This is a genomic window from Bacillus cereus (assembly GCF_025917685.1).
In the GTDB taxonomy this organism is placed as follows: domain Bacteria; phylum Bacillota; class Bacilli; order Bacillales; family Bacillaceae_G; genus Bacillus_A; species Bacillus_A cereus_AT.
The window spans coordinates 1,366,183-1,392,687 of the sequence record NZ_CP089518.1 but is presented as its reverse complement, the minus strand read 5'-3'; the positions used below and the strand labels follow the sequence as shown (position 1 = coordinate 1,392,687).

Sequence of the window (26,505 nt, the reverse complement as noted above, 5' to 3'; positions counted from 1 at the left end):
CCCCTATATGAAACTACGCTCTTGTAAATAATTCACAATTTGTTCTGCGCATTCTTCAATAGAATTCTTATGTGTCTCTACGATTAATTCTGGCTTCCCTGGTTCCTCATAAGGCGAATCAATACCAGTAAATTCTTTAATATCACCTTGTCTCGCTTTTTTATAAAGCCCTTTCGGATCACGTTTCTCACATTCTTCGATCGGACACTTTACAAAGACTTCAATAAATTCGTCTACTGCCAAAAGGTCTCTAACTTGTTTACGGTCTACTCGAAACGGTGAAATAAACGCTGTAAGGACAACCGTTCCTTGATCTACAAATAACTTCGCTACTTCACCAATACGTCGTATATTTTCCATACGGTCACTTTCAGAAAATCCTAAATCCTTATTTAAACCGTGGCGAATATTATCTCCATCTAACACGTAATTTCCAATATTCTTTTCAAATAGTTTACGAGCAACCGCATTCGCTACTGTAGATTTACCCGAAGCCGATAAACCAGTAAACCAAACTACAAAACTGTGATGCCCATTCTTCACTCTTCTCTCATCTTTTGAAACAGAAGCTGTATGCCAAGTAATATTCGTATCCATCTCGTTCTCTCCCTATTCTGTTACTACTTCTTTTTTCAAGCCTTTAATTAGCACTTCCACTACTTCTTTACGACTAAATGTACTTGGCGGAATCTCACCGTTTCTTAATAGTTCTCTTACTTTCGTACCCGATAAAATAACATGGTCTTCTTTTCCATGCGGACATGTTTTCGTTGAAGCCATCGCTTCACATTTAGTGCAGTAAAAACTATGTTCAAAAAATAACGGCGTAATCCCTAACTCTTCTACTGTAAAATTCGTAAAGATTTCCTGCGCTTCATATGTTCCGTAATAGTCCCCTACCCCAGCATGATCACGCCCTACAATAAAGTGGGTGCAACCAAAATTCTTTCTTACTAGTGCATGAAATATCGCTTCCCTTGGTCCTGCGTAACGCATTGCTGCAGGAAATACGCCTAAAAAGACACGATTTTTAGGGTAATAGTTATGAAGTAATACTTCATAACTTTCCATCCTTACATCAGCAGGAATATCATCTGATTTCGTTTCCCCAACAAGCGGATTCAAAAAGAGACCATCTACAATTTCAAGAGCAGACTTTTGAATGTACTCATGGGCACGATGTACCGGGTTTCTCGTTTGAAATCCAACTACTGTTTTCCAACCACGCTTTTTAAATTCTTCTCTCGTTTCAATTGGGTCTAAATGATAAGAAGGAAATTGATTATTTTCAAAGCGTTTTGTAAGAATAATAGCTCCTCCGACGTAAACGTTTGGTCGTTCATATAATTTTTTCACTCCTGGATGAGCCTCATCCGTCGTTTTATATACAAGTAACGCTTCTTTTTCTTTATCTGGTACAAAAATATCTTCTATTTGAATAACACCATATATATTTCCATCGCTGACAAGCTTTACTTCCTCTCCAACTTTCAGTCTCTCTGCTACATCTTCTGTTACCGGTAATGTAATCGGTATACTCCATACGCTACCATTTGCTAAACGAATCGTTTCTACGACCGAATCATAATCTTTCTTTCCTAAAAAGCCAGTTAGTGGGCTATATCCCCCTGTCGCTAATAGCTCTAAATCACTTAACGCAATGTTGTCTAATTTGATTTCTTTTTCAATTTGTGATACGTCGTATGTCTCGTCTATACGATTTATTAATTCGTTTCTTGTACTCATTTTCTATATCCTCTCTTAGCTTTATTTTCAAATTCATCTTATTGGTAATGAAGACCACATTCTGTTTTCACTTTCCCGGCCCATCTACCATCTCTCGAATCGCCACCCTCTCCTACAGGTAACGTACACTTCTCACATCCAATACTTGGATATCCAACATCATGCAATGGGTTATACGGCAAGCTATGTTTGTATACATATCGCCACACTTCTTTCCACGTCCAATGAATGAGTGGACAAACTTTAATAGATTGAAAGCGATGATCTTGATTTATAAACTTTGTATGCTTACGCGTTTCTGATTGTTCCCTCCTTAAGCCCGATATCCACGCTTTTTCCGCCGCTAATGATTTTTCTAACGGTAAAATTTTTCTAATTTTACAACAAAGATTCGGATTACTCTCCCATAATTTCTCACCATGCAACTTCGCTTGTTCATCAAGTGTAAATTCCGGCTGTTTTTCTATAATATTTAATGAAGGAAATCGTTCCCGCACCTTTTGAATTAATTCATACGTTTCTCGAAAATGTACATTTGTATCCAAAAATACAACTTTAGCGGATGGATTTACTTGGTTTATAAGGTGCAGCAAAACCATACCTTCTACCCCAAAGCTACATGCATATACAATTTCATCTTTATATTCGTTATAAGCCCAACTTAATACTGATAGCGCGCCTTTCGTTTCATCTTCTTCGGAAAATGAAACACTATTTTCTTCCCACGTTTCATACGTCAACATGTTTTTTCCCCCTGTAAAAGCAAAAAGACGGTTTTAACCTAATAAAATAGGTTAAAACCGCCTCTAGTTTTTCTAGTCAGCGCTTTTTACTTTAAACGTACTTTTTCACTTTTTTCTAATTGAATCACTTTTCCATCTTGCACAACAATTGTAATGGAACCATATTTCATATCAGCAAGCATCGCTTGAATTTTCTCAGATACTTCATCAAAATGTTCCCGTACACTCACGCGAACAGCCCCCCTTTTTATTCATAAAAAAAATCTTTCCCATTTCGAAAAGACTGTTCGGTAATATATTTTACCTTATCTTTCAAAATGGATTCCATTTTGCTGGATTTAGCACCTTGCTTTCTATAAGCAGGTTGCCGAGCTTCGCCGGGCCAGTTCCCTCCGCTTCTCTTGATAAGCTTTGTATTTGTATTTTATCACAATTCTGTTTTTTTTCAATCCTAGTTTTCCGATATATTTTAATTATTTTATTTTATAAAAAAGGAATTGCCCATCCGAACAACTCCTTTTTCCTATTTAAACAAGTTCTTTAATACGTATGCGATCGTTCCCAATAATATTTTCATATGTTTCACGCTCTACAACAATTTGTGATGTTCCGCCTTTTGCAAAGACGACAGCTGGTCTACGAATACGATTATAATTATTCGCCATCGAGTACCCATATGCCCCCGTACAAGAAATTGCTAGTAAATCAGAAGAAGCAACTTGCGGTAAGTTAATATCCCAAATCAGCATATCTCCACTTTCACAGCATTTCCCAGCAATCGAAACGAGTTCCTCATTCTCAAGATTCCCTCGATTCGCCAACATCGCCTCATAACGCGCTCCATATAGAGCCGGTCTTAAATTATCTGTCATCCCACCATCGACTGAAACATATTTCCGAATACCAGGAATCTCTTTCACCGCTCCAACTGTATAAATTGTTGTTCCCGCATCACCTACGATACTACGACCTGGTTCAATCCATATTTCTGGAAGCGGGTATTCACATACTGTAAACTGCTCTCTTATCGTACTTGTTACAGCCTCCACATACGTTTCAAGTGTTAACGGTGTATCAGACTCCGTATAACGTATACCGAAACCTCCGCCTACATTCAATACTTTCACTACATAGTTTGTTCGCTCTCTCACTTCTTCTAAAAATTGACGTAGTACTTCAATTGCTCGAACAAAACCAGCCGTTTCGAATATTTGTGATCCGATGTGCGAGTGAATTCCTAGCATATTATAATTTGATTTTTGCAAAGCTAGCTCAATCGCTTGCATCGCTTGACCATTTGAAACACCAAATCCAAATTTCGAATCCTCTTGGCCTGTTGTTATATATTCGTGTGTATGTGCCTCTACTCCTGGCGTTACACGGATTAATATGTTCACAAACTTTCCATGTTGCACTGCTAAATCATGTAAAATTTCTAATTCTAAGAAATTATCTACTACAAAACAACCGATATTCGCCTGAAGAGCCATAATTATTTCTTCTGCTGTTTTATTATTTCCGTGAAAATGAATGCGCGATGCCGGAAATCCTGCTTGAAGCGCAGTATATAATTCTCCTCCAGAAACAACGTCTAAAGACATATTCTCTTCACGAGCTACTCGGCACATCTCCATGCACAAGAACGCCTTGCTTGCATATGCTACTTGATAAGAGAAACCACTTTCTTTAAAAGCACGATGAAACGCGCGGCACTTTCCTCGAATAGACTCTTCATCGTATACATAAAGTGGTGTTCCGTATTGTTTTGCTAGCTGCGTCGTATCGCACCCACCAATTTCTAAGTGTCCTTGCCCATTGATTCGGCTTGTGCCGTGTAAATACATTTAAATTCCTCCCTTATTTCCTCTAAAACTCATAACCCCAATCTTCTATTCATTGCAGCACGCTTTTAGATAGACAAAAAACGCGCGGAACAATGTTCACACGCGTTTCTTATTAGGAAAAATATATATTGAAAAAATAAACGAGTTGTTATCTTCTCAAAATAAGAAACCGCATCAACATCTCCAAATAGCTCTCCATAAAATAAATCTTATGACAGTACTACATTTATTCAATGCAGTCCCAATATATGAATAAGATGGTTATTCTTATATTTCGGCAATAGTCCCTTTCAACCTATGATCACAGATTCCATTAAATCTCCCATAGCTTACTCTTTCCTATCGCGGCCTCTACCTTTGAGAGTAGATGAGGTAAGTCTATTTAATTTTCAAACATCTAATTGTTGCTATTAACAATACCAAAGGACCATTTTATTTGTCAAACAATTTTTTATATTGTTTTTTTACAGTTTAATTTTGTATCATTTGGTAAGCGCTTTACTGAAACCTTTGTCACTTCCCATTCGCCCTCTTCGTTATTAAATGTAATCGTTACCTTCTCAAATGGTGGAGCAATTTTCCCAGCAACACGTTCATACTTCGTTACTTCAATACTCGCTTGAAATAAATATGTACCACTATACACTTTTTTTAAACTAATAATTTTAGGACATTGATAAGGCTTCAAGCTCCCATATTGTTTTTCAATTGCTTTATTTATTTTCGGAAATAAAACAGAATAAAGGGCATCTTCCATAAGAGGTGCATCATATTGTGCTACCGACACACTCGGTGAAGCAAAAAGTATAACACTACTGCATACTATAAAATATAATAATTTTCGCATTATAACCTCCGTTTTATTACTCGATTCTTTCTGCGCACTATAATTATCATACATAGAAACTCCGTTTTATTGTCTCCCACTGCCCTTTTTCTACTCAATTATTATAAAAAAGCCCACAACTCTCTTTTATTTTCGTATAATGATACTCATAGTATAATAAACATAATAATAAAGGACTGTTCGTATATATAAAATGAGGCGCTAATCAAACCGGCTCACAAGAACTGTCATGCTTTTAGGAGAGGAGTATATTATGCTACAAAATCTGTTTCCAAAACTGCGATTTGCACTAGTTGCAGTCGTTTTATTATGGATAAAAACATATATTGTGTACAAGCTAGCATTTGATATTAGAATTGATAACTTCTTTGAAGAATTTATGCTTTTTATTAACCCACTAGCTTCGTTACTATTATTTTTTGGTTTCGCTTTACTTGCATCTAAGTACCGAAACCGAATTATTATTGTAATTAGTTTTATACTGTCATTTATTTTATTTGGAAATGCAATGTTTTACGGGTTCTATAACGATTTTGTTACTTTCCCTGTTTTATTCCAAACAAATAATATGGCTGACTTAGGGACGAGTATAAAAGAACTCTTTACGTATAAAACATTACTTTTATTTGCAGACGCAATTATTTTAATGTTTATTTCGCGTAAATTCCCATCATTTGGTGATAAAACACCACTTTCTCGCTCTGAGAAGCGAACTTTCTTTAGCGGTGTAACAGTATTACTAGCACTACAAATTGTTGTTTCAGTTATATATAAACCACAAATGTTCTCACGCTCATTTGATCGTCAAACTGTCGTGAAAAATTTAGGTCTATACACATATCATCTATTTGATATTACACTTCAATCTAAGTCTTCAGCTGAGCGTGTATTTGCAAGTGGAGACGGGTTCTCTGAAATTAAAAACTATACAGACTCAAAAGATAAACAAGTTGATAAAAACTTATTTGGAGCTGCAAAAGGTAAAAATGTAATTTTAATTTCAATGGAATCTACACAAAGTTTTGTTATTAATAAAAAAATAAATGGAAAAGAGATTACTCCATTTTTAAATGAGTTTATTAAAGATAGTTTTTATTTCGATAACTTCTATCATCAAACGGGACAAGGTAAAACTTCTGATGCTGAATTTATCGTTGAAAATTCCCTTTATCCGTTAGACCGTGGTTCTGTATTCTTTACTCATGCAACAAATGAATACACTGCCACACCAGAACAATTAAAGAAATACGGATATTCTTCTGCTGTCTTCCATTCAAACGATAAAACGTTTTGGAATCGTGATGTAATGTACCCTGCGCTTGGATATGATCGTTACTTTAATTTAAATGATTACGTAGGAACGGAACAAATGTCTGTCGGTTGGGGATTAAAAGATAAAGAGTTCTTTGAGCAATCTATTCCAAAGTTAAAATCTTTACCACAACCGTTCTATACGAAATTTATTACGTTAACAAACCATTTTCCATTTCTTCTAAATCCAGAAGATCAATATGTTGATGAATTTAATTCCGAAAGTGGTGTTTTAAATCGCTACTTCCCAACCGTTCGATACACGGATGAAGCTCTTAAATTATTTATTAAACAATTGAAAGACGAAGGACTGTATGATAATTCCGTTATTGTCATTTATGGTGATCATTACGGCATTTCTGAAAACCATAATGCAGCTATGGCTCAGTTCCTTGGGAAAGACGCTATTACACCGTTTGATTCTATGCAATTACAACGCGTCCCTCTCATTATTCATGTGCCTGGCCAAGAAGGAAAAGTCATCTCTAAAGTATCTGGTCAAATTGATATTAAACCAACGTTACTTCACTTACTTGGTATTAAAACAAATCAATCCGTAGAATTTGGAACAGACTTATTTACGAAAGAAAAAGACCCTCTTATGGTAATGCGGGACGGCAGTTTTGTTTCGGAAGATTATGTTTATACAAAAAATATGTGCTATAAAAGAAGCACAGGTGAAGAAGCTGATTTAACACTATGTCAGCCTTATATTGAAAAAGCAAAAACAGAATTAAAATTATCCGACAAACTCATTTATGGAGATTTATTACGATTTGATCCTAACAATCGATATAAAACCGGAACGATGACAACGAAATTTGAATAGTGTAGGAAGCAACTTTACAAAAGTTGCTTCCTTTTTTTTTTACTTATTTTTCAAATTTCTCTTCTATACAATCTTTCACAAATTGGGAATTTCTTTCGTATGAGGAAGAAATTTATGGTATGATAAAATAAGTAAACTTTCATACACTAATTAAGAATTTATTACAGAAAGCAAGGGATCAGATTTTGTATAGAGCAGCTATTCCAAACTTATTTACGCTCGGAAATTTATATAGTGGATTTTTGTCAATCGGCTATGCATCTTTAGGATATTATAAATCAGCTGCTATTTTAGTACTTATCGGGATGATGTTAGATAGTCTTGACGGTCGTGTTGCTCGTTTATTACGCGTTGATTCACAAATGGGAAAAGAGCTTGATTCACTCGCAGATGTTGTAACGTTTGGCGCGGCACCTGCTGTGTTAATGTATTACACATCTTTCTCCAACTACGGAATCATTGGACTATACATAGCGGGATTATTCCCACTGTTCGGAGCATATCGCTTAGCACGATTTAATGTAACACCATCATCTACTTCTATGAAATATTTCACTGGAGTTCCGATTACTGCAGCAGGAGGGCTTGTCGCTTTCCTAACATTATTTTCACATACCATTCCAAAAATCGTTCTTATTACAGTATTTGTAACGTTCGCATTTTTAATGGTGAGTCGAATTCGTATCCCAAGTTTAAAAGATGTACCAATTCCACGATATAGCATAATTATTACATTATTTTTAATTGGGATCATTATCACAATGTATCAAACAGGGTTCGGTAATTTTTCTGTTTTCTTATTCATTGCTATTCCACTATATATTTTGTATATGCTATCTCAATTCATTAGACAAAGACCGTCTAAAAAAGCGAATAAAGAAAAATAAAAAGAAACCTTCCGAATACGGAAGGTTTCTTTTTATTTTGTAACTAATAATTTTTGATTTACAGGTGTTACAGGTTTTTCATCGTTTAATACAGCTAAAATATTTCTCACTGCCATTTCAGCCATCGCATCACGAGTTTCGAATGTTGCATTTCCTACGTGAGGAGCAAGTACTACATTCTTTAATCCTTTTAGCTCTTCTGTAATTTTCGGTTCAAATTCAAATACGTCAAGAGCTGCACCTTCAATTTCATTCGTTTTTAGTACATGAGCAAGTGCTGATTCATGCATAATTGGTCCACGTGAAGCATTTATAATATATGCTGTTTTCTTCATCATTTTAAACTGTTCTTCACCAATCATATGATGTAATTTCGGACTATACGCACAGTTAATTGTAATAAAGTCCGCTGTTTGTAATAATTCTTCCAACGTTACGTATGTTGCTTCCAGTTCACTTTCAGCTTCAGGCTTTCGATTTGGTCCTGTATATAAAACATTCATTCCAAATGCTCTCGCACGCTTTGCAACTGCCTTCCCGATTTCTCCAAGGCCAATAATTCCGATTGTCTTACCGTGTACTTCGCGGCCCAAGAAGAATAACGGTGCCCATCCGTTAAATCCAGTTGTACGACATAACGTATCACCTTCAGGAATTCTCCGTGCAGCTGCTAAAAGAAGTGCAAATGTTAATTCTGCTGTCGCTTCAGTTGATACTTTCGGTGTATTCGATACTGCAATTCCTTTTTCTCCTGCATAAGTGAAATCAATATTATCGTAACCAGCACCGTAGTTTGCAACAATCTTTAAATGAGGTGCTGCATCAATAACTTCTTTCGTCACCTTTGTAGAAAGTAAACTTAACAATGCATCTTTATCTTTTACACGCTCTGTTAATTCATCTAAAGAAATTAATTCTTCTTTATCATACATTTCTACATCATGATCCTTTAATAGTTCTAATCCGATTTCTGGAATTTTCCCTGCTACTAATATTTTCGCCACTACTAACACCTCTTCTATACAAAATAAGATATCTCTTATATTTCATTGTAAGAAATCCACATATAAAAACCAAGGAATTTGATTATAGTTTTGAAAATCGACACTTTTTTATCCATAAGAAAAGAGGAGATTCATCTCTCCCCTCTTCTTATGCTTTCTCTTGCGATTCTTGTCCAAGCTTTGCATCGATTGTGCCTTCTGCAACTGTATCGCTAATTTGTTCCTCGATAACTGAGTTAGCTGTAGTATTCGTTTCAGAAGTATAAGCTTGATCTGCCGCTTGTACTTTTTGTTTATTTTGTTGTTTCACCATTTTTCACCCTCCTTTTGACTCTTCCTTATTTTGAACAAAAAAGGTGGTTTTCATCAAAAAATCGTTTTTTATTTTGAAATTGTTACTTCTTCTTCAAGCAATCTCATCGTTCTTACTCGTTTCGTAAATGTAGCTACGTGAGAAATATCATGATTGCGTAATGTCTTTATATTTTCTTCCACATATTTTCCTAAATCATTCGGATAATGGGCATCTGAAGAGAGAGTAATTGGAACCCCATGGTTAGCTAATACTTGTAAATAAAGCGGACTTGGACACATTTCGCGCACAGGATAGCGATAATACAATCCCGCATTTATTTCTGTTGCGGTATTCGTTTCTACTAACGCACGCGCAATTTCCTTATAATAAGAAAGCTGTTCATTCTCATCTAACCGGTAATTAAATACTTTTATGTTATCAAGATGAGCTATTATATCAAATAGCTCCGAACGAACGGCACTTTCAACTGTAGCGAAAAACGTATGATATAAAGTATGTAACTCATGCTTACCAAAATACTCTTTCGTATCTGGATTATCAAATCCCCATCCCTCTATAAAATGGACTGAACCGATTACATAATCAAAGTCTCCTAATGCTAGTAACTCTTTTAACTCTTGTTCGCCGCCGATAAAATAATCCGCTTCAATTCCAAGTTTGAGCGTTACCCCTCGTTTACTCCATCGCTCTTTTGCCTCTTCAATCGCCTTTGTAAAATCATAAAGAGACGTTACTCTTACTTGGTCTAGCCACTCCTTCTGTAAACGACCGAGTTTCGAATCACTAATATCTACATATTTTTCATAATATCCTTTCGCCTCGTGAAAACGATATAAATGATCGACAATGCCAACTTCTTTTATCCCTTTTCGCAATGCCTCTTCTAAATATAAATCAATCCATTTCGATGTAAATGGGCCTTCCTTCACACGTTTTTGCAGGCGTTCTTGTGTTTTCATAAGCCAGCCTATTGAATGTTTATCCTCTTTAAGCGGTTCATAATATTGTAGTGCATCATTTATTTTAGCAAGCCAGCCTATTGAATAAGGCCCTTCTTCTAAATGAAGGTGATAGTCCACTTTCATCCATATTCCCCCTTATAATGTATCTATTTCTTTTCGATCTCCTACTCTCGAAAGCTTTCCATGTCTTTCTTTCACTTCTTGCATGACATCTTCTAATGAAATATTTTTTTCAGCTAATAGAACAAAACAGTGATAGAACACATCAACCATTTCTTTTACTAGTTCTTCTTTATCATTATTTTTAGACGCGATAATTACTTCGGTGCACTCCTCACCAATTTTCTTTAAAATTTTATCTTCACCTTTTGAAAATAAATAATTCGTATATGATTCAGAGAGTGGATTTTTCTTTCGTTCTTCAATTGTTTCAAATAATAACTTAAGGATATCTTCCATATGTACCCCCCTATATAATTTTATAGTGAAAACACGTTTTTTCTCCCGTATGGCAAGCAGGCCCTATTTGCTTTACGACAACAACGATTGAATCTTGATCGCAGTCTAAATAAAGTGACTGAACATATTGGACATTACCTGATGTTTCTCCTTTATTCCATAACGACCTTCTTGAACGAGAATAAAACCATGTTCTTTTCGTTTCTAGCGTCTTTTCATACGCTTCTTCATTCATATAAGCTAGCATTAAAACTTCTTTCGTATCCTCTTCGATGACAACTGCCGGTATTAATCCTTTTGAAAAGTTAGGTTTCATAACCGCACCTCAACATTTGCATTTCTTAATTTTCTCTTTACGTCCTGCACTGTCGCCTCACCATAATGAAAGATTGATGCCGCAAGTGCTGCATCAACTGTTGTCTTTTGAAAGACTTCTATAATGTGATCAGCATGACCACATCCGCCTGACGCAATGACTGGTACGGAAACACTTTTTGAAATTTCTTCTGTTAAACGAAGGTCATATCCGTTTTTCGTTCCATCTGCATCCATACTCGTTAATAAAATTTCGCCTGCGCCTAGCTCGGTAACGCGCTTTGCCCACCTGATTGCATCCATTCCCGTATCAACTCTTCCGCCGTTCACATATACATTCCACTTACCTTCTGCTACTTTTCTAGCATCAATTGCTACGACAATACATTGTGAGCCAAAGTGTTCTGCTCCTTCTTCGATTAATTTTGGATTTCGTACTGCTGCTGAGTTGATTGAAACTTTATCTGCTCCAGCTCTTAGTAAATTGTACATATCTTTAACACTTGAAATCCCACCGCCAACTGTAAGAGGAATAAATACTTTTGAAGCCGTTTTTTCTACAACATCTATAATCGTTTTTCGTCCTTCATTCGTTGCCGTAATATCTAAAAATACAATTTCATCTGCTCCCGCATCATTATATAAAGCAGCTATTTCAACAGGATCACCGACGTCTTGTAACCCTATAAAATTTACCCCCTTTACAACTCGCCCTTCTTTTACATCTAGACATGGAATAATACGTTTCGCTAACATAACTTTGTTACCTCTAACACTTCTTCTAAATCAATCGTTTTCTCGTAAAGAGCCTTACCAATTATGACGCCGTATATATTCATATCATTTAACTTTTTCACATCTTGAATAGATGCCACTCCTCCAGAAGCAATAAGACGAATAGCAACGCTTTTTTGTAGTAACCCCAATTGCTCTATATTCGGCCCTGCAAGTGTCCCGTCTTTCGAAATGTCTGTAAACACAATCGTTTGAACACCTACATTCTCCATTTGCTTTGCTAAATCAATGTAAGAAATTTCAGACACATCAAGCCAGCCTCTCGTTGCTACGAAACCATTTTTCGCATCAATACCAACAATGATTTTTTCTTTATATAGAAAAACTGCTTCTTCTAAAAATGCCTTATCATAAAGAGCAGCTGTTCCTAAAATCACTTTATCTACACCTACTGACAATAACTTCTCTACCGCTACAAGTGATCGAATTCCTCCTCCAACTTGCACAGGAATACGTACTGCCTTGCAAATTCTTTCAATAACGAGCAAATTTACTGACTCGCCAGCAATTGCACCATCTAAATCAACAATGTGTAGTGTTTTCGCTCCCAATTTTTCGAATATAATCGCTTGCGCAACCGGATCTTCATTCATTACTGTTTCTTTACTAAACTCTCCTTGATAAAGTCTAACGCATCGCCCCTCTTTTAAATCGATAGCTGGGAAGATTTCCATGCTTCTACCACCCCTTTGAAATTTTTCAACATTTGCATTCCTATGTCACCGCTTTTTTCAGGATGAAACTGTGCGCCGTATATATTTCCTTTGGCTACAAAACCAGGTACTTTCACTCCATATTCACTTATCCCATACACAATTTCATTCGAACAATCTGCATAATAAGAGTGGACATAATATACGAAAGAACCGTCCTCTACTCCATTCCAAAGCGCTATTTCTCCCTCTTTCTTTAACTCATTCCATCCCATATGTGGAATTTTATAAGGAACTTTTAATTTCCGAATGATACCTGGTAATAAATTCAATCCGTTACAGTCTTGTAACTCCTCACTTTTTTCAAATAAAAGCTGCATTCCTAAGCAAATGCCTAGAAGCGGTTTTCCTGAACTCCCAACTTCTTGTAACACACGCACTAAATCTTTTTCTTCCAATACATCCATCGCTTTTGGAAATGCACCTACTCCTGGTAAAATCACTCCATCACTTCTAAAAATCTCTTCTTTATCACTCGTTACGATGTACTCTGCTCCAATATATTTTAATGCTTGTTCTACACTACGAATATTTCCCATTCCATAATCTATAATAGCAATCAATTACAACATCCCTTTCGTTGAATTTACACCAGTAATGTTGGCATTTCTTTCGACAGCTTCTCTAAGCGCTCTACCAAACGCTTTAAATAACGCTTCAATTTTGTGATGTGTATTGCTTCCGTATAACATGCGAGCATGTAATGTAATATTGGCAGCATGAGCAACAGCTCTAAAAAATTCTTCTGTTAGTTCTGTATCAAAATCCCCTAGCTTCGGATTCGTTAATTCTCCTTGAAATACAATATATGAGCGCCCGCTAATATCAATTGCGACAAAACCTAAAGATTCATCCATCGGTACATATGCGGAGCCATAACGATTAATCCCCTCTTTATTTTGCAATGCTTCTTTCAAACAATTTCCGAGTACAATTCCAACATCTTCAACTGTATGATGCGCATCAACGAATACATCGCCTTCCGCCTCCACTTGTAAACCGAATCTTCCATGCCTTGCAAATAAAGTTAGCATATGATCAAAAAATCCAACTCCCGTTTGTACAGAAACGCTCTTGCCTTCATCAAGCTGCAAACTTAATTTTATTTTTGTTTCTGTCGTCTCACGTGTTTGACTGGACTCACGCATTATTCTTCCTCCTCAAATCTTATTTGAATTGCTCTCGCATGTGCATGTAGCCCTTCTTTATTGGCAAGTTCTACAATATGATGTTGTACATCTCTTAACGCTTCCTCCGTATAAGACAGAAAGCTTGATTTTTTCACGAAATCATCGACTGATAACGGTGAGAAAAACCTTGCCGTTCCACTTGTCGGTAACACATGATTCGGTCCTGCTAAATAATCACCGAGCGGTTCCGGTGCATATGGTCCAAGAAAGATAGATCCTGCATGTTTCACACAAGCCAGAGCATTCATCGGTTCTTTTATATGTAACTCTAAATGTTCTGGAGCGATTTCATTCGATAATTGAAGTGCCTCATCTAAAGAAGGAACGATAAAGATAGCTCCATTTCTATTTATCGATTCACGAGCGATTTCACTTCTTGGTAATGTCGCTAGCTGTCTTTCTACCTCTCTTTCTATTTCTTTTGCTAACCCTATACTCGTTGTAATGCAAATTGCTGTTGCTCTCTCGTCATGCTCCGCTTGTGATAATAAATCAGCAGCAATATATTTTGCATTGCCGGTTTCATCAGCAATAACTACAATTTCTGATGGTCCAGCAATCATATCGATATTTACTATTCCGTATACTTCTCGTTTCGCTAGAGCGACGTACAAATTTCCTGGTCCAACTATTTTATCCACTTTCGGAATCGATTCCGTCCCGTATGCTAAAGCAGCAATTGCTTGCGCACCACCTATCGTATAAATTTCATCTACTCCTGCAAGGCTTGCAGCAACTAAAATATGTGGATCAATTCCTCCTTGCCTTGGTGGTGTTACCATTACAATCTTTTTCACACCAGCGAGTTTTGCTGGCAATACATTCATTAATACTGACGAAGGATACGAAGCAGTTCCGCCTGGCACATATACCCCTACATTTTCTAAAGGCCGAATGATTTGTCCTCTAATGATGCCTTCACTCGTGCAGTCGAATATTGATTGCCTTTTTTGCTTTTCATGATACGAAATAATGTTTTTCTTCGCCTCTTTTAACGCTTCTAAAAATGAATTCTCTACAAACATACTCGCTTGTTTTATTTCTTCCTCACTTACACGAAACTCTTTAATCTCCACACCATCAAACTTTTTTGTATAAAAAGATAGGGCCTTATCTTTACTCTCCCTTACATTTTGAACGATTTCGCTTACACTTCTTTGAACAGTTCCTTCTATTATATTAGCGTTTTCTCGTAGCAATTTTATTTTCGATAACGCCTTTTGAAAATCTTCACAAACTATCTCCATTACAAGTCCCCCTATTTTCCTGACAAAATTTCTTGCTCCATCATATTTATAATACTGAATATTTCGTCTTTTTTAGTTTTTAATGCAGCCTTATTTACAATCATTCGAGCAGATATAGAACACATTTCCTCAAATACAATGAGTCCGTTTTCTTGTAATGTTTTTCCTGTTTCAACAATATCAACAATCGCATCTGCCAATCCAAGAATAGGAGCGATTTCTACAGAACCTTCTATTTTTATAATCTCTACATCCTCCCCTTTATCATGAAAATAGTTAGAAGTAATATGTGGATATTTCGTAGCAATGCGTTTCTTCCGGTAGCTCTTCGGATTATAAGTAGGAATAGAAGCAACACAAAACTTACACACGCCTACTCCTAAATCCAACATTTCATAAATATCTTTCTCGTTTTCCATTAAAATATCTTTTCCAACGACCCCAATATCAGCTACTCCATGTTCTACATAAGTAGCAACATCTACTGCTTTCACTAAAATAAATGAGATATCTGTATTTCTACTTTGAAAGACAAGCTTTCGTCCTTTATTTTTGAGCTCCGAACAATCAATTCCAATCTGCTCAAACAATGGAATCACATGCTTCTCTAATCTTCCTTTCGTTAACGCAATTTGAATGTTACGCATGAAGTTTCTCCCTCTTTCTGGAATACCCATTTCTCTTTCCATACATATTCCACTAATGATTCGTTCTTTGCCTCTACGACCGTTACTATTTTATTTTTTCTGGCAAATTGAAAGGTGTCGTTTAAATTAGGGAATAAAGATAGCTCTACTTTTTTCCCGTCCTTTTGAAGTAAATTTCGTAATCTTTCCGCTTCTGCTAATCTATTTAACTCATAATGAATCATAATATCTATTCTCTTTCGTTCATATGGTTCTTGCTGCTCTTGCAGCGCCTTCACAATTTGATTGACTTGCACCGCGAGTCCAACAGCCGGCAGCATCTCTCCAAAATTCCCAATTAACTCATCATATCTTCCTCCACTAACAATTTCTTCTCCAATTTCATATATATACCCTTTGAAAATAACACCTGTGTAATAATCCAAATGTTGGATCATACCTAAATCAATTGAGATGTAAGATCCATAGCCTAGTTTTTCAATTGCTTCATATATTTCTTTCACTCTGGCAATCGCCATTTTCATTTCATTACTTGAAGCGAGTTTTTCTGCTTCCTCAATAACTTCTAAATTTCCAAATAGCCTTGGCAATTTCTCAAGTAATCTTACTGTTTCATCACATCGATCTAATTTCTTTTCTCTAATAAAATTTGATAGAGCAGCATAATTTTTACTTTCAATATATGTTCTAAGCACACTCTCTTCTTCATCACGAATGGAGAGTTTTTTTACAATACATTTATATAACTGTACTTGCCCAATCTCAATTGTAAAAGATTGCACCTTTAACTTTTGAAGTGCCTGAATAACACTTATTACGCATTCAATTTCAGCTCTTACATTATCAATCCCGATAATTTCAATACCACTTTGTACGATTTCATTATATTTTCCAGAATGGGACTCATTCGCCCGAAATACATTCCCGCTATACGTCAGTTTAAGCGGAGTATCCCACCTCTGCGTTCCCATCACTCTCGCTAAAGGAATTGTCATATCTGGGCGTAATACGATAATCCGCCCCTTTTCATCAAAAAATTTATACATCTTTTCCTCATCTATCGGCCTGCTTTGAAATGCAAAAACATCATAAAATTCTATTGTCGGTGTCCTTATTTCTTCATAACCTCGCTCTAAAAAAGTACGCCTTAATTTTTGTTCTACTTCTTCAATTAACGTACATTCTTCGAATAAATAGTCTCTCGTTCCATTTGGGTTTGCCCGTTTCCATTTTGTCATCTAAATTCTCACACCTTTCCCTTTCTAATGTATGCCTATTTCATTCACCTAAACCGAAAATAAAAAGAGCCTTGTAGACAAAATACCTACAAGGCTCTTCAGTAGAGTGTAGGTACAACGGGAATAACCCTTGTACCTACACGTTTTCACGCTAGGTTCAAGGGTTTTATGTATGATGATGTAGTTGTGTAAGCATTTTAATAGATTGCACGATATTCATAATACTTACTCCCTTTCTCCTCTGATTTTTACATAGTATATAACACTTAATTCTGAATGTAAATACATTTCGAAAATTCCGTTATTTCTTAATATAAAGCTAATTCCCTTTCATACTCTCCAATTTCTTGTTCATATTGCATCGTAATACTAATTTCGTCTAGACCATTTAATAATTTTTCTTTCCACATTTTCTCGATTGTAAAATGAAACCTGTGCGTATTCGTTGTAATTACCTCATTCTCTAAATCTACTTCTATTTGTTCTCTCACATCAGTTTTGGCAAGTTGTTCTCGCATTACTTTATCCATTACAATTGGTAACATACCATTTTTCATACAATTCATATAAAAAATATCTGCAAACCCTCCGGCGATAATAACGTGGAAGCCATAATCAACAAGTGCCCACGGAGCATGTTCTCTTGAAGAACCGCACCCAAAATTATCACCTGTAATTAATATACTTGCCCCTTTTCTTTCTGGGGCATTAAGAGGAAAATTAGGATTTTCCTGGCGCTCATTATCGTAACGCCACTCATCAAATAAATACTGTCCAAATCCCGTCCTTTCAATTTTCTTTAAATATTGCTTCGGAATAATTTGATCTGTATCAATGTTGTCATTCATAAGTACTGCGGCAGTGCCTTTATGAATACGAAATGGCTCCATCGTAACTCTCCTTTCTAATATCAACAAAATGACCATATAACGCAGCCGCTGCTGCCATTGCTGGGCTAACTAAATGCGTTCGTGCTCCTTTTCCTTGTCTTCCTTCAAAGTTACGATTTGAAGTAGATGCACAATGTTCCCCTTCAGGCACTTGATCCGGATTCATTCCAAGGCACATTGAACATCCAGGCTCCCTCCATTCAAACCCCGCTTCTTCAAATATGCGATGTAATCCTTTTTTCATTGCTGCTTCTCTTACCCTTTTAGACCCAGGCACAACGAGGGCTCGCACACCGTCTTTTACCTTTTTCCCTTTTACAACAGATGCGGCAATTTCTAAATCAGATAGCCTGGAATTTGTACAAGATCCAATGAAAACATGCTGAACTGGAATTTCAAAAGTGCTTTGTCCAGGACTCAATCCCATATACGAAAATGCTCTTTCATCATTTTCATCATGCTTTTCTGGTAATTTTTCATCAATGCGAACACCCATACTAGGATTTGTTCCCCAAGTAACATACGGTGCTAAATCCGTAACATCTATCGAAATATGTAAATCATAAATTGCATCTGAATCTGTATAAAGCTCCGACCATTTTCCCGTAAAAGTTCCATAGTCTTTCGGTGCATATTTACGCCCTTTTACATAAGAAAATGTTTTTTCATCCGGTGCAATGATACCAGCTTTCGCTCCTCCTTCAATTGCCATATTGCAAAGTGTCATTCTCTCTTCCATTTCCATAGCATGAATCGTCTCACCGTAAAATTCCATTACATATCCGGTTCCAACTGCTACGCCGTACTTTGAAAGGAGATGCAAAATAATATCTTTTGCGTAAACACCTTTCTGTAATTTCCCTTTTAGCTCAATGCCCATCGCTTTCGGTTTACGTTGCCATAACGTTTGTGTCGCCAATACATGTTCCACTTCACTCGTACCAATGCCAAATGCTAGCGCTCCGAAAGCACCGTGAGTTGCTGTATGACTATCACCACAAACAATCGTTTTCCCTGGTTGCGTGAGTCCAAGTTCCGGCCCGATAACATGAACGATTCCTTGCTCTTCATCACCAATATCAGCTAATCGCACCTTAAATTGTTTACAATTATCACGAAGTGTATCCAATTGCTGCTTCGCAATACGATCGGTAATATTCCAAACATCTTTCGTTGGAATATTATGATCCATCGTTGCAAATGTTAATTCTGGTCTCCGAACAGTTCTATTTGTAAGCCGCAAGCCTTCAAAGGCTTGCGGTGACGTTACTTCATGAACGAGATGAAGATCGATATATAATAAATCCAATCCATTTTCGTTTGTCGCAACTACATGTCTCTCCCAAAGCTTATCTAGTAATCTTTTTCCCATTATCGTCCCCTCCCTACTAGTGCTTGCTCTTCCATCTCTTGAATAACTGCCTTCGTAAATGAAGTTGTCGTCTCATCTCCCCCAATATCTGCTGTATATTTTCCAGATTGAAGAACTGCAGATATTGCGGATTCAATTGCATACCCTTCTCTCGTTAATCCAAATGATTGCCCAAGCATCATTGCAACAGAACGCATCATTGCAATTGGGTTCGCCTTATTTCTCCCCGCAATATCCGGTGCTGATCCGTGAATAGGCTCATATAACGAAGGACCATTTTCAGCGTGGCTTGCTGATGGAAGCATTCCTAACGATCCTGCTAATACAGAAGCCTCGTCACTTAAAATATCACCAAATAAATTTTCTGTTACGATAACGTCAAATCGACCTGGATTACGAATTAATTCCATAGCGGCTGCATCGACTAGAATATGTTCTAATTCAACATTTGGATAGCGAAGAGCTACTTCTTCCGTAACAGTTCTCCATAGTTTACTAGACTCTAAAACATTCGCCTTATCAATAGATGTAACTTTTTTCTTCCGTTTGCTCGCTAATTGAAAAGCATACGAAACGATACGTTCAATTTCATGACGATGATACGTAAGTGTATCGGTTGCTACTTCATCCGTTCGTTCTTTCGGATAAGAGAAATAAATACCGCCTGTTAATTCACGAACAACAACGAAATCAATTTCATCAGCATTTTTTAATGGCGATAAATGTGCAGTTGCGCTTTCTACCGTTACAGGTCGAACATTCGCAAATACACCAAGTCCTTTTCTTAAAGCTAATAATCCTTTCTCTGGCCTTTCTTTCGCACCATCCCACCGTGGACCACCAACCGCTCCAAGTAAAACCGCATCACTTGCTAAACAAGCGGCAAGTGTTCGCTGTGGTAATGGTTGCCCGGTTAAGTCGATAGCACTCCCGCCGAAGTACTCATCTTGTAAATAAAAATGATGTCCATATAGCCTCTCTACCATATGCAATACTTCCTTCGCACTTTCCATAATTTCCGGACCAACACCATCACCCGCTAAACAAACAATACGTTTTTCCAACTTCAACACTCCTTTAACTGAATTTTCAGAACTTTAATTTGATAAGTGAGGAAAATTCTCCTCACTTATCAAACATTTACTTCACAAGCGTTATAAAAGATTTCAATTTTCCAGCCGCATGAACATATGCTCTTGCTGATGCCTCTAATACGTCTTGTGCAACACCAAAACCTGATACTTGATGAATTCCTTCTTTTAATTCAACGTGTACATGGGCCAGTGCATCTTGACCTTGCGTAATAGATTGTATGCGATAATCCGCTAAGTCACATTCTAATCCTAAAATTCTTTGAATTGCATTATAGATTGCTTCTATACTTCCAGAACCAGTTGCTGCATCTTCATACATATTTCCTTCCTCATCTTTTAGTACAACTGTTGCACACTGTGTACTATTGGACACGAAATGTACTTGTAATTGCGTAATACTATATTGTTGTGCCGAAAATGCTGCTTCGCCCAGCATAAGCGCGCGTAAATCTTCTTCTGTAATTTCCTTTTTACGATCAGCCAATTTTTTAAATGCTTCAAACACCGCATCTCGTTCTTCGTTTGTAAATTCATAGCCTAGTTCTTTCATTTTTTCCGTAAATGCATGACGACCAGAATGTTTTCCAAGTACAAATAGATTTTGAGATTCACCTATAAGCGCCGGTTCAATAATTTCATATGTCGTCACTTCTTTTAAAACACCGTCTTGATGAATACCTGATTCATGAGCAAATGCATTTGCTCCAACAATCGCTTTATTTTTTGGTACAACCATACCTGTTAAACGACTTACTAATGTACTTGTCGCTTTAATTTCTTTTAACGTCATAGAAGACTCTGCTTCATAGAAATCTTTTCTAATATGAAGAGCAACTGCGACCTCTTCTAGAGCTGCATTCCCCGCTCTTTCTCCAATTCCATTAATCGTTCCTTCTACTTGTAACGCTCCGCCTTCAACTGCAGCTAATGAATTCGCTACTGCCATCCCAAGATCATCGTGACAGTGACAAGAGAAAATTGCTTTTTCATACGAAGGAACGGATTCTTGTAAGTATTTAAAAAGAGAATAATATTCTTCTGGATTCGTATATCCAACTGTATCAGGAATATTGATTACATTCGCTCCTGCACGAATCGCCACTTCTACTGCTTCAGCTAAAAATGCTCTCGATGTTCTTGTCGCATCTTCTGCTGAAAATTGCACTGTCGGAAATAATGATTTCCCGAGCGTAACCGAGCGATGTATGCTATCTAATACATCTTCTTTTGACATACAAAGCTTATATTTCATATGAATGTCACTTGTAGCTAAAAATACGTGTAAACGAGGAGAGACAGCGCCTTTCACAGCTTCATAGGCTCTTCGAATATCACTTTCTTTCGCTCTAGCTAAACTCATAACCGTAGCATTTTGAATGGTATTTGCGATACGTTTTACCGATTGAAAATCGCCTTCAGAAGCTGCTGCGAATCCCGCTTCCATTACATTAATACCAAGTCTCTCTAGTTGCCTTGCAATCTTTAATTTCTCTTGTTCATTTAAATTAACTCCTGGTGATTGTTCGCCATCACGAAGCGTCGTATCCATGAACAAAATCTGCTTCATATTATTTAATCCCTACCTTTACTCGTGGCTGTACGAAAGGCATCATTTCACGTAATTTACGTCCAACTACTTCGATTTCATGTTCATTTTCTTTCTCATTTGTCGCCTGGAAATTTGGTCTTCCTGCTTTATGCTCTGCAATCCAGCCTCTTGCAAATGTACCATCTTGAATTTCTGCTAACACTTCTCCCATCGCTTTCTTCGTATCTTCAGTAACAACGCGTGGTCCTGATACGAAGTCTCCCCACTGCGCTGTATCTGAAACTGAATATCTCATATTTTCAAGTCCACCTTCGTACATAAGATCAACAATGAGTTTCAATTCATGTAAACATTCAAAATATGCAAGTTCAGGTTGATACCCTGCATCAACTAACGTTTCAAATCCAGCTTTTACTAGTGCAGTTACTCCGCCGCAAAGCACAGCTTGCTCTCCAAATAAATCCGTTTCTGTTTCTTCCTTAAACGTTGTTTCTAATACACCAGCTCTCGTCGCTCCAATTCCATCAGCATAAGAAAGTGCTTTTTCAGTCGCAACTCCTGTTGCATCTTGATATACTGCAAATAGTGCTGGAACAGCTCCTCCTTCAGCAAATGTACGGCGTACGAGATGCCCTGGACCTTTTGGCGCTACTAGAAATACATCTACATTCGCTGGTGGTTTCACTTGATCAAAGTGTACATTAAACCCGTGTGCAAAAATGAGAGAATTTCCTGCCTTTAAATTTGGCGCAATTTCCGCTTCATATACTTCTGGCTGCAGTTCATCCGGTAGTAAAATCATTACTACATCAGCCTGCTTTGCTGCTTCCGCTACTGTATATACAGAAAAGCCATCTTCTTTCGCTTTATCCCAAGACTTTCCTTTTCTTAAACCTACTACTACATCAAATCCGTTATCACGTAAGTTTTGCGCATGCGCATGACCTTGCGAACCATATCCAATGATTGCTACTTTCTTTTCCTTTAATACATTTACCGTTACATCTTTCTCATAATAAACTTTCGCCATTTTCATTTCCCCCTATATTTAAATGATTATTGAATTAACATAACTTGCTTATCTTGCTTTTTCATACTGCGTGTAAATGCTGTTACACCTGTTCTAGCAATTTCTTTCAAACCGTATGGACGAAGTAATTCAATTAACGCTTCTACTTTCTCCTGGGTACCTGTTACTTGCACCACTATGGAATCCTTTCCAACATCTATTACAGCGGCTCGGAACGGTTCAATTAAACTATATAATTCTGCTCTTGTTACACTTGAGGTTGCCACTTTAATAAGCGCAAGTTCTCTAGCAATCATTGCTTCTTCTGTAATATCAGATACTTTTAGGACATCGATTTGCTTATGCAGTTGTTTAATTAACTGTTCAACCTGCTGTTCACTTTCAACATGTACAACAATCGTCATCCTTGAAATGTCCGACGATTCCGTATGCCCTACTGAAATACTTTCAATATTAAAATGTCTACGTGTCATAACACCTGTAATTCGATTTAACACACCGCTTTGATTTCGAACTGTCGCTGTAACAATTCTCTTCACCTTTTCTCCACTCCCTCCATTTGGTGAACCCCTTTTCCTGGAGCAACCATCGGCATAACCTTTTCAGATTGAAGTACGCGGCAATCAATTACGACTGGCTCTTGTAATTCAATCACATGTTGTAATTGCTTCTTTGCAAGAAGTGGATCATCAATACGGACGCCTTTTATGCCGTATGCATTCGCAAGGGCAACAAAATCTGGTTGACATGGCAATAAAGAATGTGAATATCTTTGATTATAAAACTCATCTTGCCATTGTCTTACCATTCCTAAAGCTTCATTATTTAAAATAAACACTTTAACTGGTAAAGAATGCTCTTTTAATACACTTAGTTCTTGCAGGGTCATTTGAAATCCCGCATCACCGACAATGGCAATAACTAATTCTTCTGGCTTTGCAATTTGTGCACCAATTGCTGCTGGAAATCCGAAGCCCATTGTTCCTAAGCCTCCAGAAGTTACCCATTTATCTGGATTTTTCAGCGGATAATATTGAGCTGCCCACATTTGATGTTGCCCAACATCTGTCGTTACAATCGCTTCCCCTTTCGTAATTTCATATAGCATATCAATTGCATATTGCGGCTTAATACATTCCGAATGCTCTTTGTAAGAAAGAGGGTATTTTTCTTTTCTACTATTCAATAATGAGAGCCAATCATTGTGATTTACTTCCCCTTCCTTAAAGTTGAGTAGAGCTTCTAATGCTTGCTTCGCACTCGCAACAATTGGAATTTCAGTCGGCACATTTTTTCCGATCTCCGCTGGATCAATATCTATATGTGCGACAATCGCTTCTTTAGCAAAATAAGCTAAATTTCCAGTAAGACGATCGTCAAATCTCGCTCCTATATTTATAAGTAAATCACATTCATATAACGCCATATTAGCCGTGTAAGAACCGTGCATTCCTCCCATCCCAAGAAATAATTTATCATCTGGCGGAAAACCACCAAGACCAAGTAATGTATGCACAACAGGAATTTGATATTTACGAGCAAAGCTTGTTAATTCTTTCGATGCCTTTGCATGCAATACACCTGCTCCAGCTAAAATTAACGGTTTTTTTGATGCCGCAATCGCTTGTAATAATTTGTTTATTTGTAGTAGATTCGGTTCGTAATTAGGCTGGTATCCTGGTAAATCCATTTGTACATCACTACATCGCTCACCTTTCTCTACTACCATATCTTTCGGAAGGTCAATTACGACTGGGCCTGGTCTTCCTGTTCTAGCGATATGAAATGCTTCTTTAATAATTCGGGGTAAATCCGATGCTTTTCGTACTTGATAATTATGTTTCGTCACCGGCATCGTAAGCCCCATAATATCAGCTTCTTGGAAAGCATCACTCCCGATTAACGTTGTTGCTACTTGCCCTGTAAATACAACAAGTGGCAATGAATCAATCATCGCGTCAGCTAGACCAGTAATAACATTTGTAGCACCAGGCCCGCTTGTTGCAATTACAACTCCTGGATTTCCTGTAATTCTTGCATATCCTTCAGCGGCATGAATTGCACCTTGTTCATGCCGCGTTAAAATATGCGGAATCTCACAATCATAAAGCGCATCATATAGAGGTAAAACAGCACCACCCGGATAACCGAAAATCACTTCTACCCTTTCCTTTTCTAACGCTTCTAACAATAGCTGTGCACCAGTTGACAGTTTCTCTTCTGTTTTTGAAGACATTTTTCTTATAAGCCCCCTTTTTATACCCTTTATAAAATAAAAAAATCCTACGTCCACACTCCAGCTATGTGCTGAAGGGACGAAAGATTTCGCGGTACCACCCTTCTTCGCAAGAATACTCTTGCCTCAGTGACTCGGGATGAGTCTAGCTAATAACGGAGCTACCGTCTAAGCCTAGACAAATGCTTCAGCTTAGCACTCAAGGGCGATGTTCGTCGACGTGAACCATCGGTTTTCAGCAACCACCGACTCTCTGTGAGGCTTCACAATCAACTACTCCTCCCTATCGACGTTTTATCATGTCATAAAGGGTTATTATCCAACTTTATTTTCTTCGTAAATTTTCTCACCATCTTCTACAACTAATTTACGAAATTCTTCTAATAGACGATTTGTATGTGGACCTGTTTTTCCTAAACCAATCGTTCTACCATCTACTGTCGTAACAGCAATGACTTCAGCAGCTGTTCCTGTTAAAAATACTTCATCAGCTACATATACATCGTGCCTTGTAAATAATTCTTCTCTTACGTCATATCCAAGCTTTTCGCCGATTTCTAAAATTGCGTTTCGTGTAATACCTTCTAACGCCCCAGCAGAACTTGGCGGTGTAATTAATTTATTTCCTTTTACAATAAATACGTTATCTCCAGATCCTTCAGCTACGTACCCTTGATCATTTAACATAAGTGCTTCTTGTACTCCAGCTAATTTCGCTTCAATGCGAACTAAAATATTATTTAAGTAATTTAAAGATTTTACTTGAGGCGACAACACATCTGGGCGATTACGACGCGTTGCAACTGTTATAATTGGAATCCCTTTTTCATAATATTCTTGTGGGAATAAAGATAGTTGTTCTGCAATTACTACTACGTTTGGTTTTGTACAAGAATCGGGATCTAATCCAAGATTCCCTGGTCCTCTTGACACAACTAGCCGGATATATCCATTAGATAGTTTGTTATGTCGAATCGTTTCAACAACGATCTTCGTTGCTTCTTCTAACGTATATGGAATTTCTAACATGATGGATTTCGCTGATTCATATAATCGGACAAGATGCTCTCTCAAACGGAAAACATTACCGCTATACACCCTAATCCCTTCGAACACTCCATCGCCATATAAATAGCCATGATCATATACTGAAACTTTTGCTTCGTCTTTTGGAACAAATTCTCCATTTAAGAAAATCCATTGCTCGTTCACTGGAAAGCGCCCCCTATGTTCTATGAGTT

General features: G+C 37.2%; 28 protein-coding genes, 2 riboswitches and 1 other annotated feature. Of the genes, 2 read left to right on the top strand and 26 right to left on the bottom strand.

Features of this window, described 5'->3' with window-relative positions; translation table 11 throughout:
- Positions 1–3: 3 nt before the first annotated feature.
- The 6 genes from cysC to LUS72_RS07165 all read right to left on the bottom strand — a co-directional run bounded on the left by cysC (position 4) and on the right by LUS72_RS07165 (position 5,180).
- Positions 4–597: an adenylyl-sulfate kinase gene (gene cysC, locus LUS72_RS07190; protein ID WP_264448732.1), complete on the bottom strand. Its 594-nt coding sequence runs from the start codon at positions 595–597 to the stop codon at positions 4–6.
- 12 nt (positions 598–609) lie between these two features.
- Positions 610–1,746 (bottom strand): sulfate adenylyltransferase, encoded by a 1,137-nt coding sequence (gene sat / locus LUS72_RS07185; protein ID WP_097831782.1) that lies wholly within the window; start codon positions 1,744–1,746, stop codon positions 610–612.
- Positions 1,747–1,784: 38 nt separating this feature from the next.
- Positions 1,785–2,489: a phosphoadenylyl-sulfate reductase gene (locus tag LUS72_RS07180; protein WP_097831783.1), complete on the bottom strand. Its 705-nt coding sequence runs from the start codon at positions 2,487–2,489 to the stop codon at positions 1,785–1,787.
- Positions 2,490–2,575: 86 nt separating this feature from the next.
- The gene (locus LUS72_RS07175) at positions 2,576–2,719 is read right to left on the bottom strand and encodes a YezD family protein (protein WP_000116159.1); all 144 of its coding nucleotides are present in this window, start codon (positions 2,717–2,719) and stop codon (positions 2,576–2,578) included.
- Positions 2,720–2,791: 72 nt separating this feature from the next.
- Positions 2,792–2,900: riboswitch (SAM riboswitch) on the bottom strand.
- A 116-nt stretch (positions 2,901–3,016) separates the two neighbouring features.
- Positions 3,017–4,333: a diaminopimelate decarboxylase gene (lysA, locus tag LUS72_RS07170; protein ID WP_097831784.1), complete on the bottom strand. Its 1,317-nt coding sequence runs from the start codon at positions 4,331–4,333 to the stop codon at positions 3,017–3,019.
- A gap of 180 nt (positions 4,334–4,513) precedes the next feature.
- Positions 4,514–4,695, bottom strand: a riboswitch (Lysine riboswitch).
- A gap of 89 nt (positions 4,696–4,784) precedes the next feature.
- Positions 4,785–5,180: a DUF3888 domain-containing protein gene (locus tag LUS72_RS07165; protein WP_001228834.1), complete on the bottom strand. Its 396-nt coding sequence runs from the start codon at positions 5,178–5,180 to the stop codon at positions 4,785–4,787.
- A gap of 253 nt (positions 5,181–5,433) precedes the next feature.
- Between LUS72_RS07165 and LUS72_RS07160 the strand changes: the two genes are divergently transcribed.
- Together LUS72_RS07160 and pssA are read left to right on the top strand one after the other, a co-directional pair.
- Positions 5,434–7,320: an LTA synthase family protein gene (locus LUS72_RS07160; RefSeq protein WP_002086724.1), complete on the top strand. Its 1,887-nt coding sequence runs from the start codon at positions 5,434–5,436 to the stop codon at positions 7,318–7,320.
- Between the two features lie 185 nt (positions 7,321–7,505).
- Positions 7,506–8,207, top strand: a complete 702-nt coding sequence (gene pssA / locus LUS72_RS07155) for a CDP-diacylglycerol--serine O-phosphatidyltransferase (protein ID WP_044739224.1) — start codon at positions 7,506–7,508, stop codon at positions 8,205–8,207.
- Between the two features lie 32 nt (positions 8,208–8,239).
- On the opposite strand, the gene LUS72_RS07150 is transcribed toward pssA, so the two are convergent.
- From LUS72_RS07150 to ilvE, 20 genes are all read right to left on the bottom strand, one after another.
- Positions 8,240–9,211, bottom strand: a complete 972-nt coding sequence (locus tag LUS72_RS07150; protein WP_264448731.1) for an NAD(P)-dependent oxidoreductase — start codon at positions 9,209–9,211, stop codon at positions 8,240–8,242.
- 148 nt (positions 9,212–9,359) lie between these two features.
- Positions 9,360–9,524 carry a YozQ family protein gene (locus LUS72_RS07145; RefSeq protein ID WP_097831786.1) on the bottom strand — a complete coding sequence of 55 codons (165 nt, stop codon included), beginning with the start codon at positions 9,522–9,524 and terminating at the stop codon, positions 9,360–9,362.
- A 68-nt stretch (positions 9,525–9,592) separates the two neighbouring features.
- The gene (locus tag LUS72_RS07140) at positions 9,593–10,612 is read right to left on the bottom strand and encodes a histidinol phosphate phosphatase domain-containing protein (RefSeq protein WP_097831787.1); all 1,020 of its coding nucleotides are present in this window, start codon (positions 10,610–10,612) and stop codon (positions 9,593–9,595) included.
- Positions 10,613–10,624: 12 nt separating this feature from the next.
- Positions 10,625–10,948 carry a phosphoribosyl-ATP diphosphatase gene (gene hisE, locus LUS72_RS07135; protein WP_097831788.1) on the bottom strand — a complete coding sequence of 108 codons (324 nt, stop codon included), beginning with the start codon at positions 10,946–10,948 and terminating at the stop codon, positions 10,625–10,627.
- 10 nt (positions 10,949–10,958) lie between these two features.
- Complete coding sequence (hisI, locus tag LUS72_RS07130; RefSeq protein ID WP_097831789.1) at positions 10,959–11,264, bottom strand: phosphoribosyl-AMP cyclohydrolase; 306 nt, start codon at positions 11,262–11,264, stop codon at positions 10,959–10,961.
- The gene (gene hisF, locus LUS72_RS07125) at positions 11,261–12,019 is read right to left on the bottom strand and encodes an imidazoleglycerol phosphate synthase cyclase subunit (RefSeq protein WP_097831790.1); all 759 of its coding nucleotides are present in this window, start codon (positions 12,017–12,019) and stop codon (positions 11,261–11,263) included. The genes hisI and hisF overlap by 4 nt, the downstream gene beginning before the upstream one ends.
- Positions 12,013–12,732: a 1-(5-phosphoribosyl)-5-[(5-phosphoribosylamino)methylideneamino]imidazole-4-carboxamide isomerase gene (gene hisA, locus LUS72_RS07120; RefSeq protein WP_098361685.1), complete on the bottom strand. Its 720-nt coding sequence runs from the start codon at positions 12,730–12,732 to the stop codon at positions 12,013–12,015. The genes hisF and hisA overlap by 7 nt, the downstream gene beginning before the upstream one ends.
- Positions 12,705–13,334 carry an imidazole glycerol phosphate synthase subunit HisH gene (gene hisH, locus LUS72_RS07115; protein ID WP_097831792.1) on the bottom strand — a complete coding sequence of 210 codons (630 nt, stop codon included), beginning with the start codon at positions 13,332–13,334 and terminating at the stop codon, positions 12,705–12,707. Before hisH ends, hisA begins: the two co-directional genes overlap by 28 nt.
- Positions 13,335–13,919: an imidazoleglycerol-phosphate dehydratase HisB gene (gene hisB / locus LUS72_RS07110; RefSeq protein ID WP_097831793.1), complete on the bottom strand. Its 585-nt coding sequence runs from the start codon at positions 13,917–13,919 to the stop codon at positions 13,335–13,337. It lies immediately after the preceding gene.
- The gene (gene hisD, locus LUS72_RS07105) at positions 13,919–15,208 is read right to left on the bottom strand and encodes a histidinol dehydrogenase (protein ID WP_264448730.1); all 1,290 of its coding nucleotides are present in this window, start codon (positions 15,206–15,208) and stop codon (positions 13,919–13,921) included. The genes hisB and hisD overlap by 1 nt, the downstream gene beginning before the upstream one ends.
- Positions 15,209–15,219: 11 nt before the next feature.
- Complete coding sequence (hisG, locus tag LUS72_RS07100) at positions 15,220–15,855, bottom strand: ATP phosphoribosyltransferase (protein ID WP_097831795.1); 636 nt, start codon at positions 15,853–15,855, stop codon at positions 15,220–15,222.
- Positions 15,831–17,093, bottom strand: coding sequence for an ATP phosphoribosyltransferase regulatory subunit (gene hisZ, locus LUS72_RS07095; protein WP_097831796.1), 1,263 nt, complete (start codon positions 17,091–17,093; stop codon positions 15,831–15,833). The genes hisG and hisZ overlap by 25 nt, the downstream gene beginning before the upstream one ends.
- A 308-nt stretch (positions 17,094–17,401) precedes the next feature.
- Positions 17,402–17,983 (bottom strand): 3-isopropylmalate dehydratase small subunit, encoded by a 582-nt coding sequence (leuD, locus tag LUS72_RS07090; protein WP_264448729.1) that lies wholly within the window; start codon positions 17,981–17,983, stop codon positions 17,402–17,404.
- Positions 17,961–19,355 (bottom strand): 3-isopropylmalate dehydratase large subunit, encoded by a 1,395-nt coding sequence (gene leuC, locus LUS72_RS07085; protein WP_097831798.1) that lies wholly within the window; start codon positions 19,353–19,355, stop codon positions 17,961–17,963. The genes leuD and leuC overlap by 23 nt, the downstream gene beginning before the upstream one ends.
- Positions 19,355–20,419, bottom strand: a complete 1,065-nt coding sequence (gene leuB / locus LUS72_RS07080; protein ID WP_097831799.1) for a 3-isopropylmalate dehydrogenase — start codon at positions 20,417–20,419, stop codon at positions 19,355–19,357. Before leuB ends, leuC begins: the two co-directional genes overlap by 1 nt.
- A gap of 76 nt (positions 20,420–20,495) precedes the next feature.
- Complete coding sequence (leuA, locus tag LUS72_RS07075; RefSeq protein ID WP_097831800.1) at positions 20,496–22,016, bottom strand: 2-isopropylmalate synthase; 1,521 nt, start codon at positions 22,014–22,016, stop codon at positions 20,496–20,498.
- 1 nt (position 22,017) lies between these two features.
- Entirely contained in the window at positions 22,018–23,028 is a 1,011-nt protein-coding gene (gene ilvC / locus LUS72_RS07070) for a ketol-acid reductoisomerase (protein ID WP_097831801.1), read from the bottom strand.
- 26 nt (positions 23,029–23,054) lie between these two features.
- Complete coding sequence (ilvN, locus tag LUS72_RS07065) at positions 23,055–23,567, bottom strand: acetolactate synthase small subunit (protein ID WP_000822951.1); 513 nt, start codon at positions 23,565–23,567, stop codon at positions 23,055–23,057.
- Positions 23,564–25,264, bottom strand: a complete 1,701-nt coding sequence (ilvB, locus tag LUS72_RS07060; protein WP_264448728.1) for an acetolactate synthase large subunit — start codon at positions 25,262–25,264, stop codon at positions 23,564–23,566. The genes ilvN and ilvB overlap by 4 nt, the downstream gene beginning before the upstream one ends.
- A 72-nt stretch (positions 25,265–25,336) precedes the next feature.
- Positions 25,337–25,563 (bottom strand) — a binding site (T-box leader).
- Between the two features lie 16 nt (positions 25,564–25,579).
- Complete coding sequence (gene ilvE, locus LUS72_RS07055; RefSeq protein ID WP_001005501.1) at positions 25,580–26,476, bottom strand: branched-chain-amino-acid transaminase; 897 nt, start codon at positions 26,474–26,476, stop codon at positions 25,580–25,582.
- Positions 26,477–26,505 lie beyond the last annotated feature (29 nt).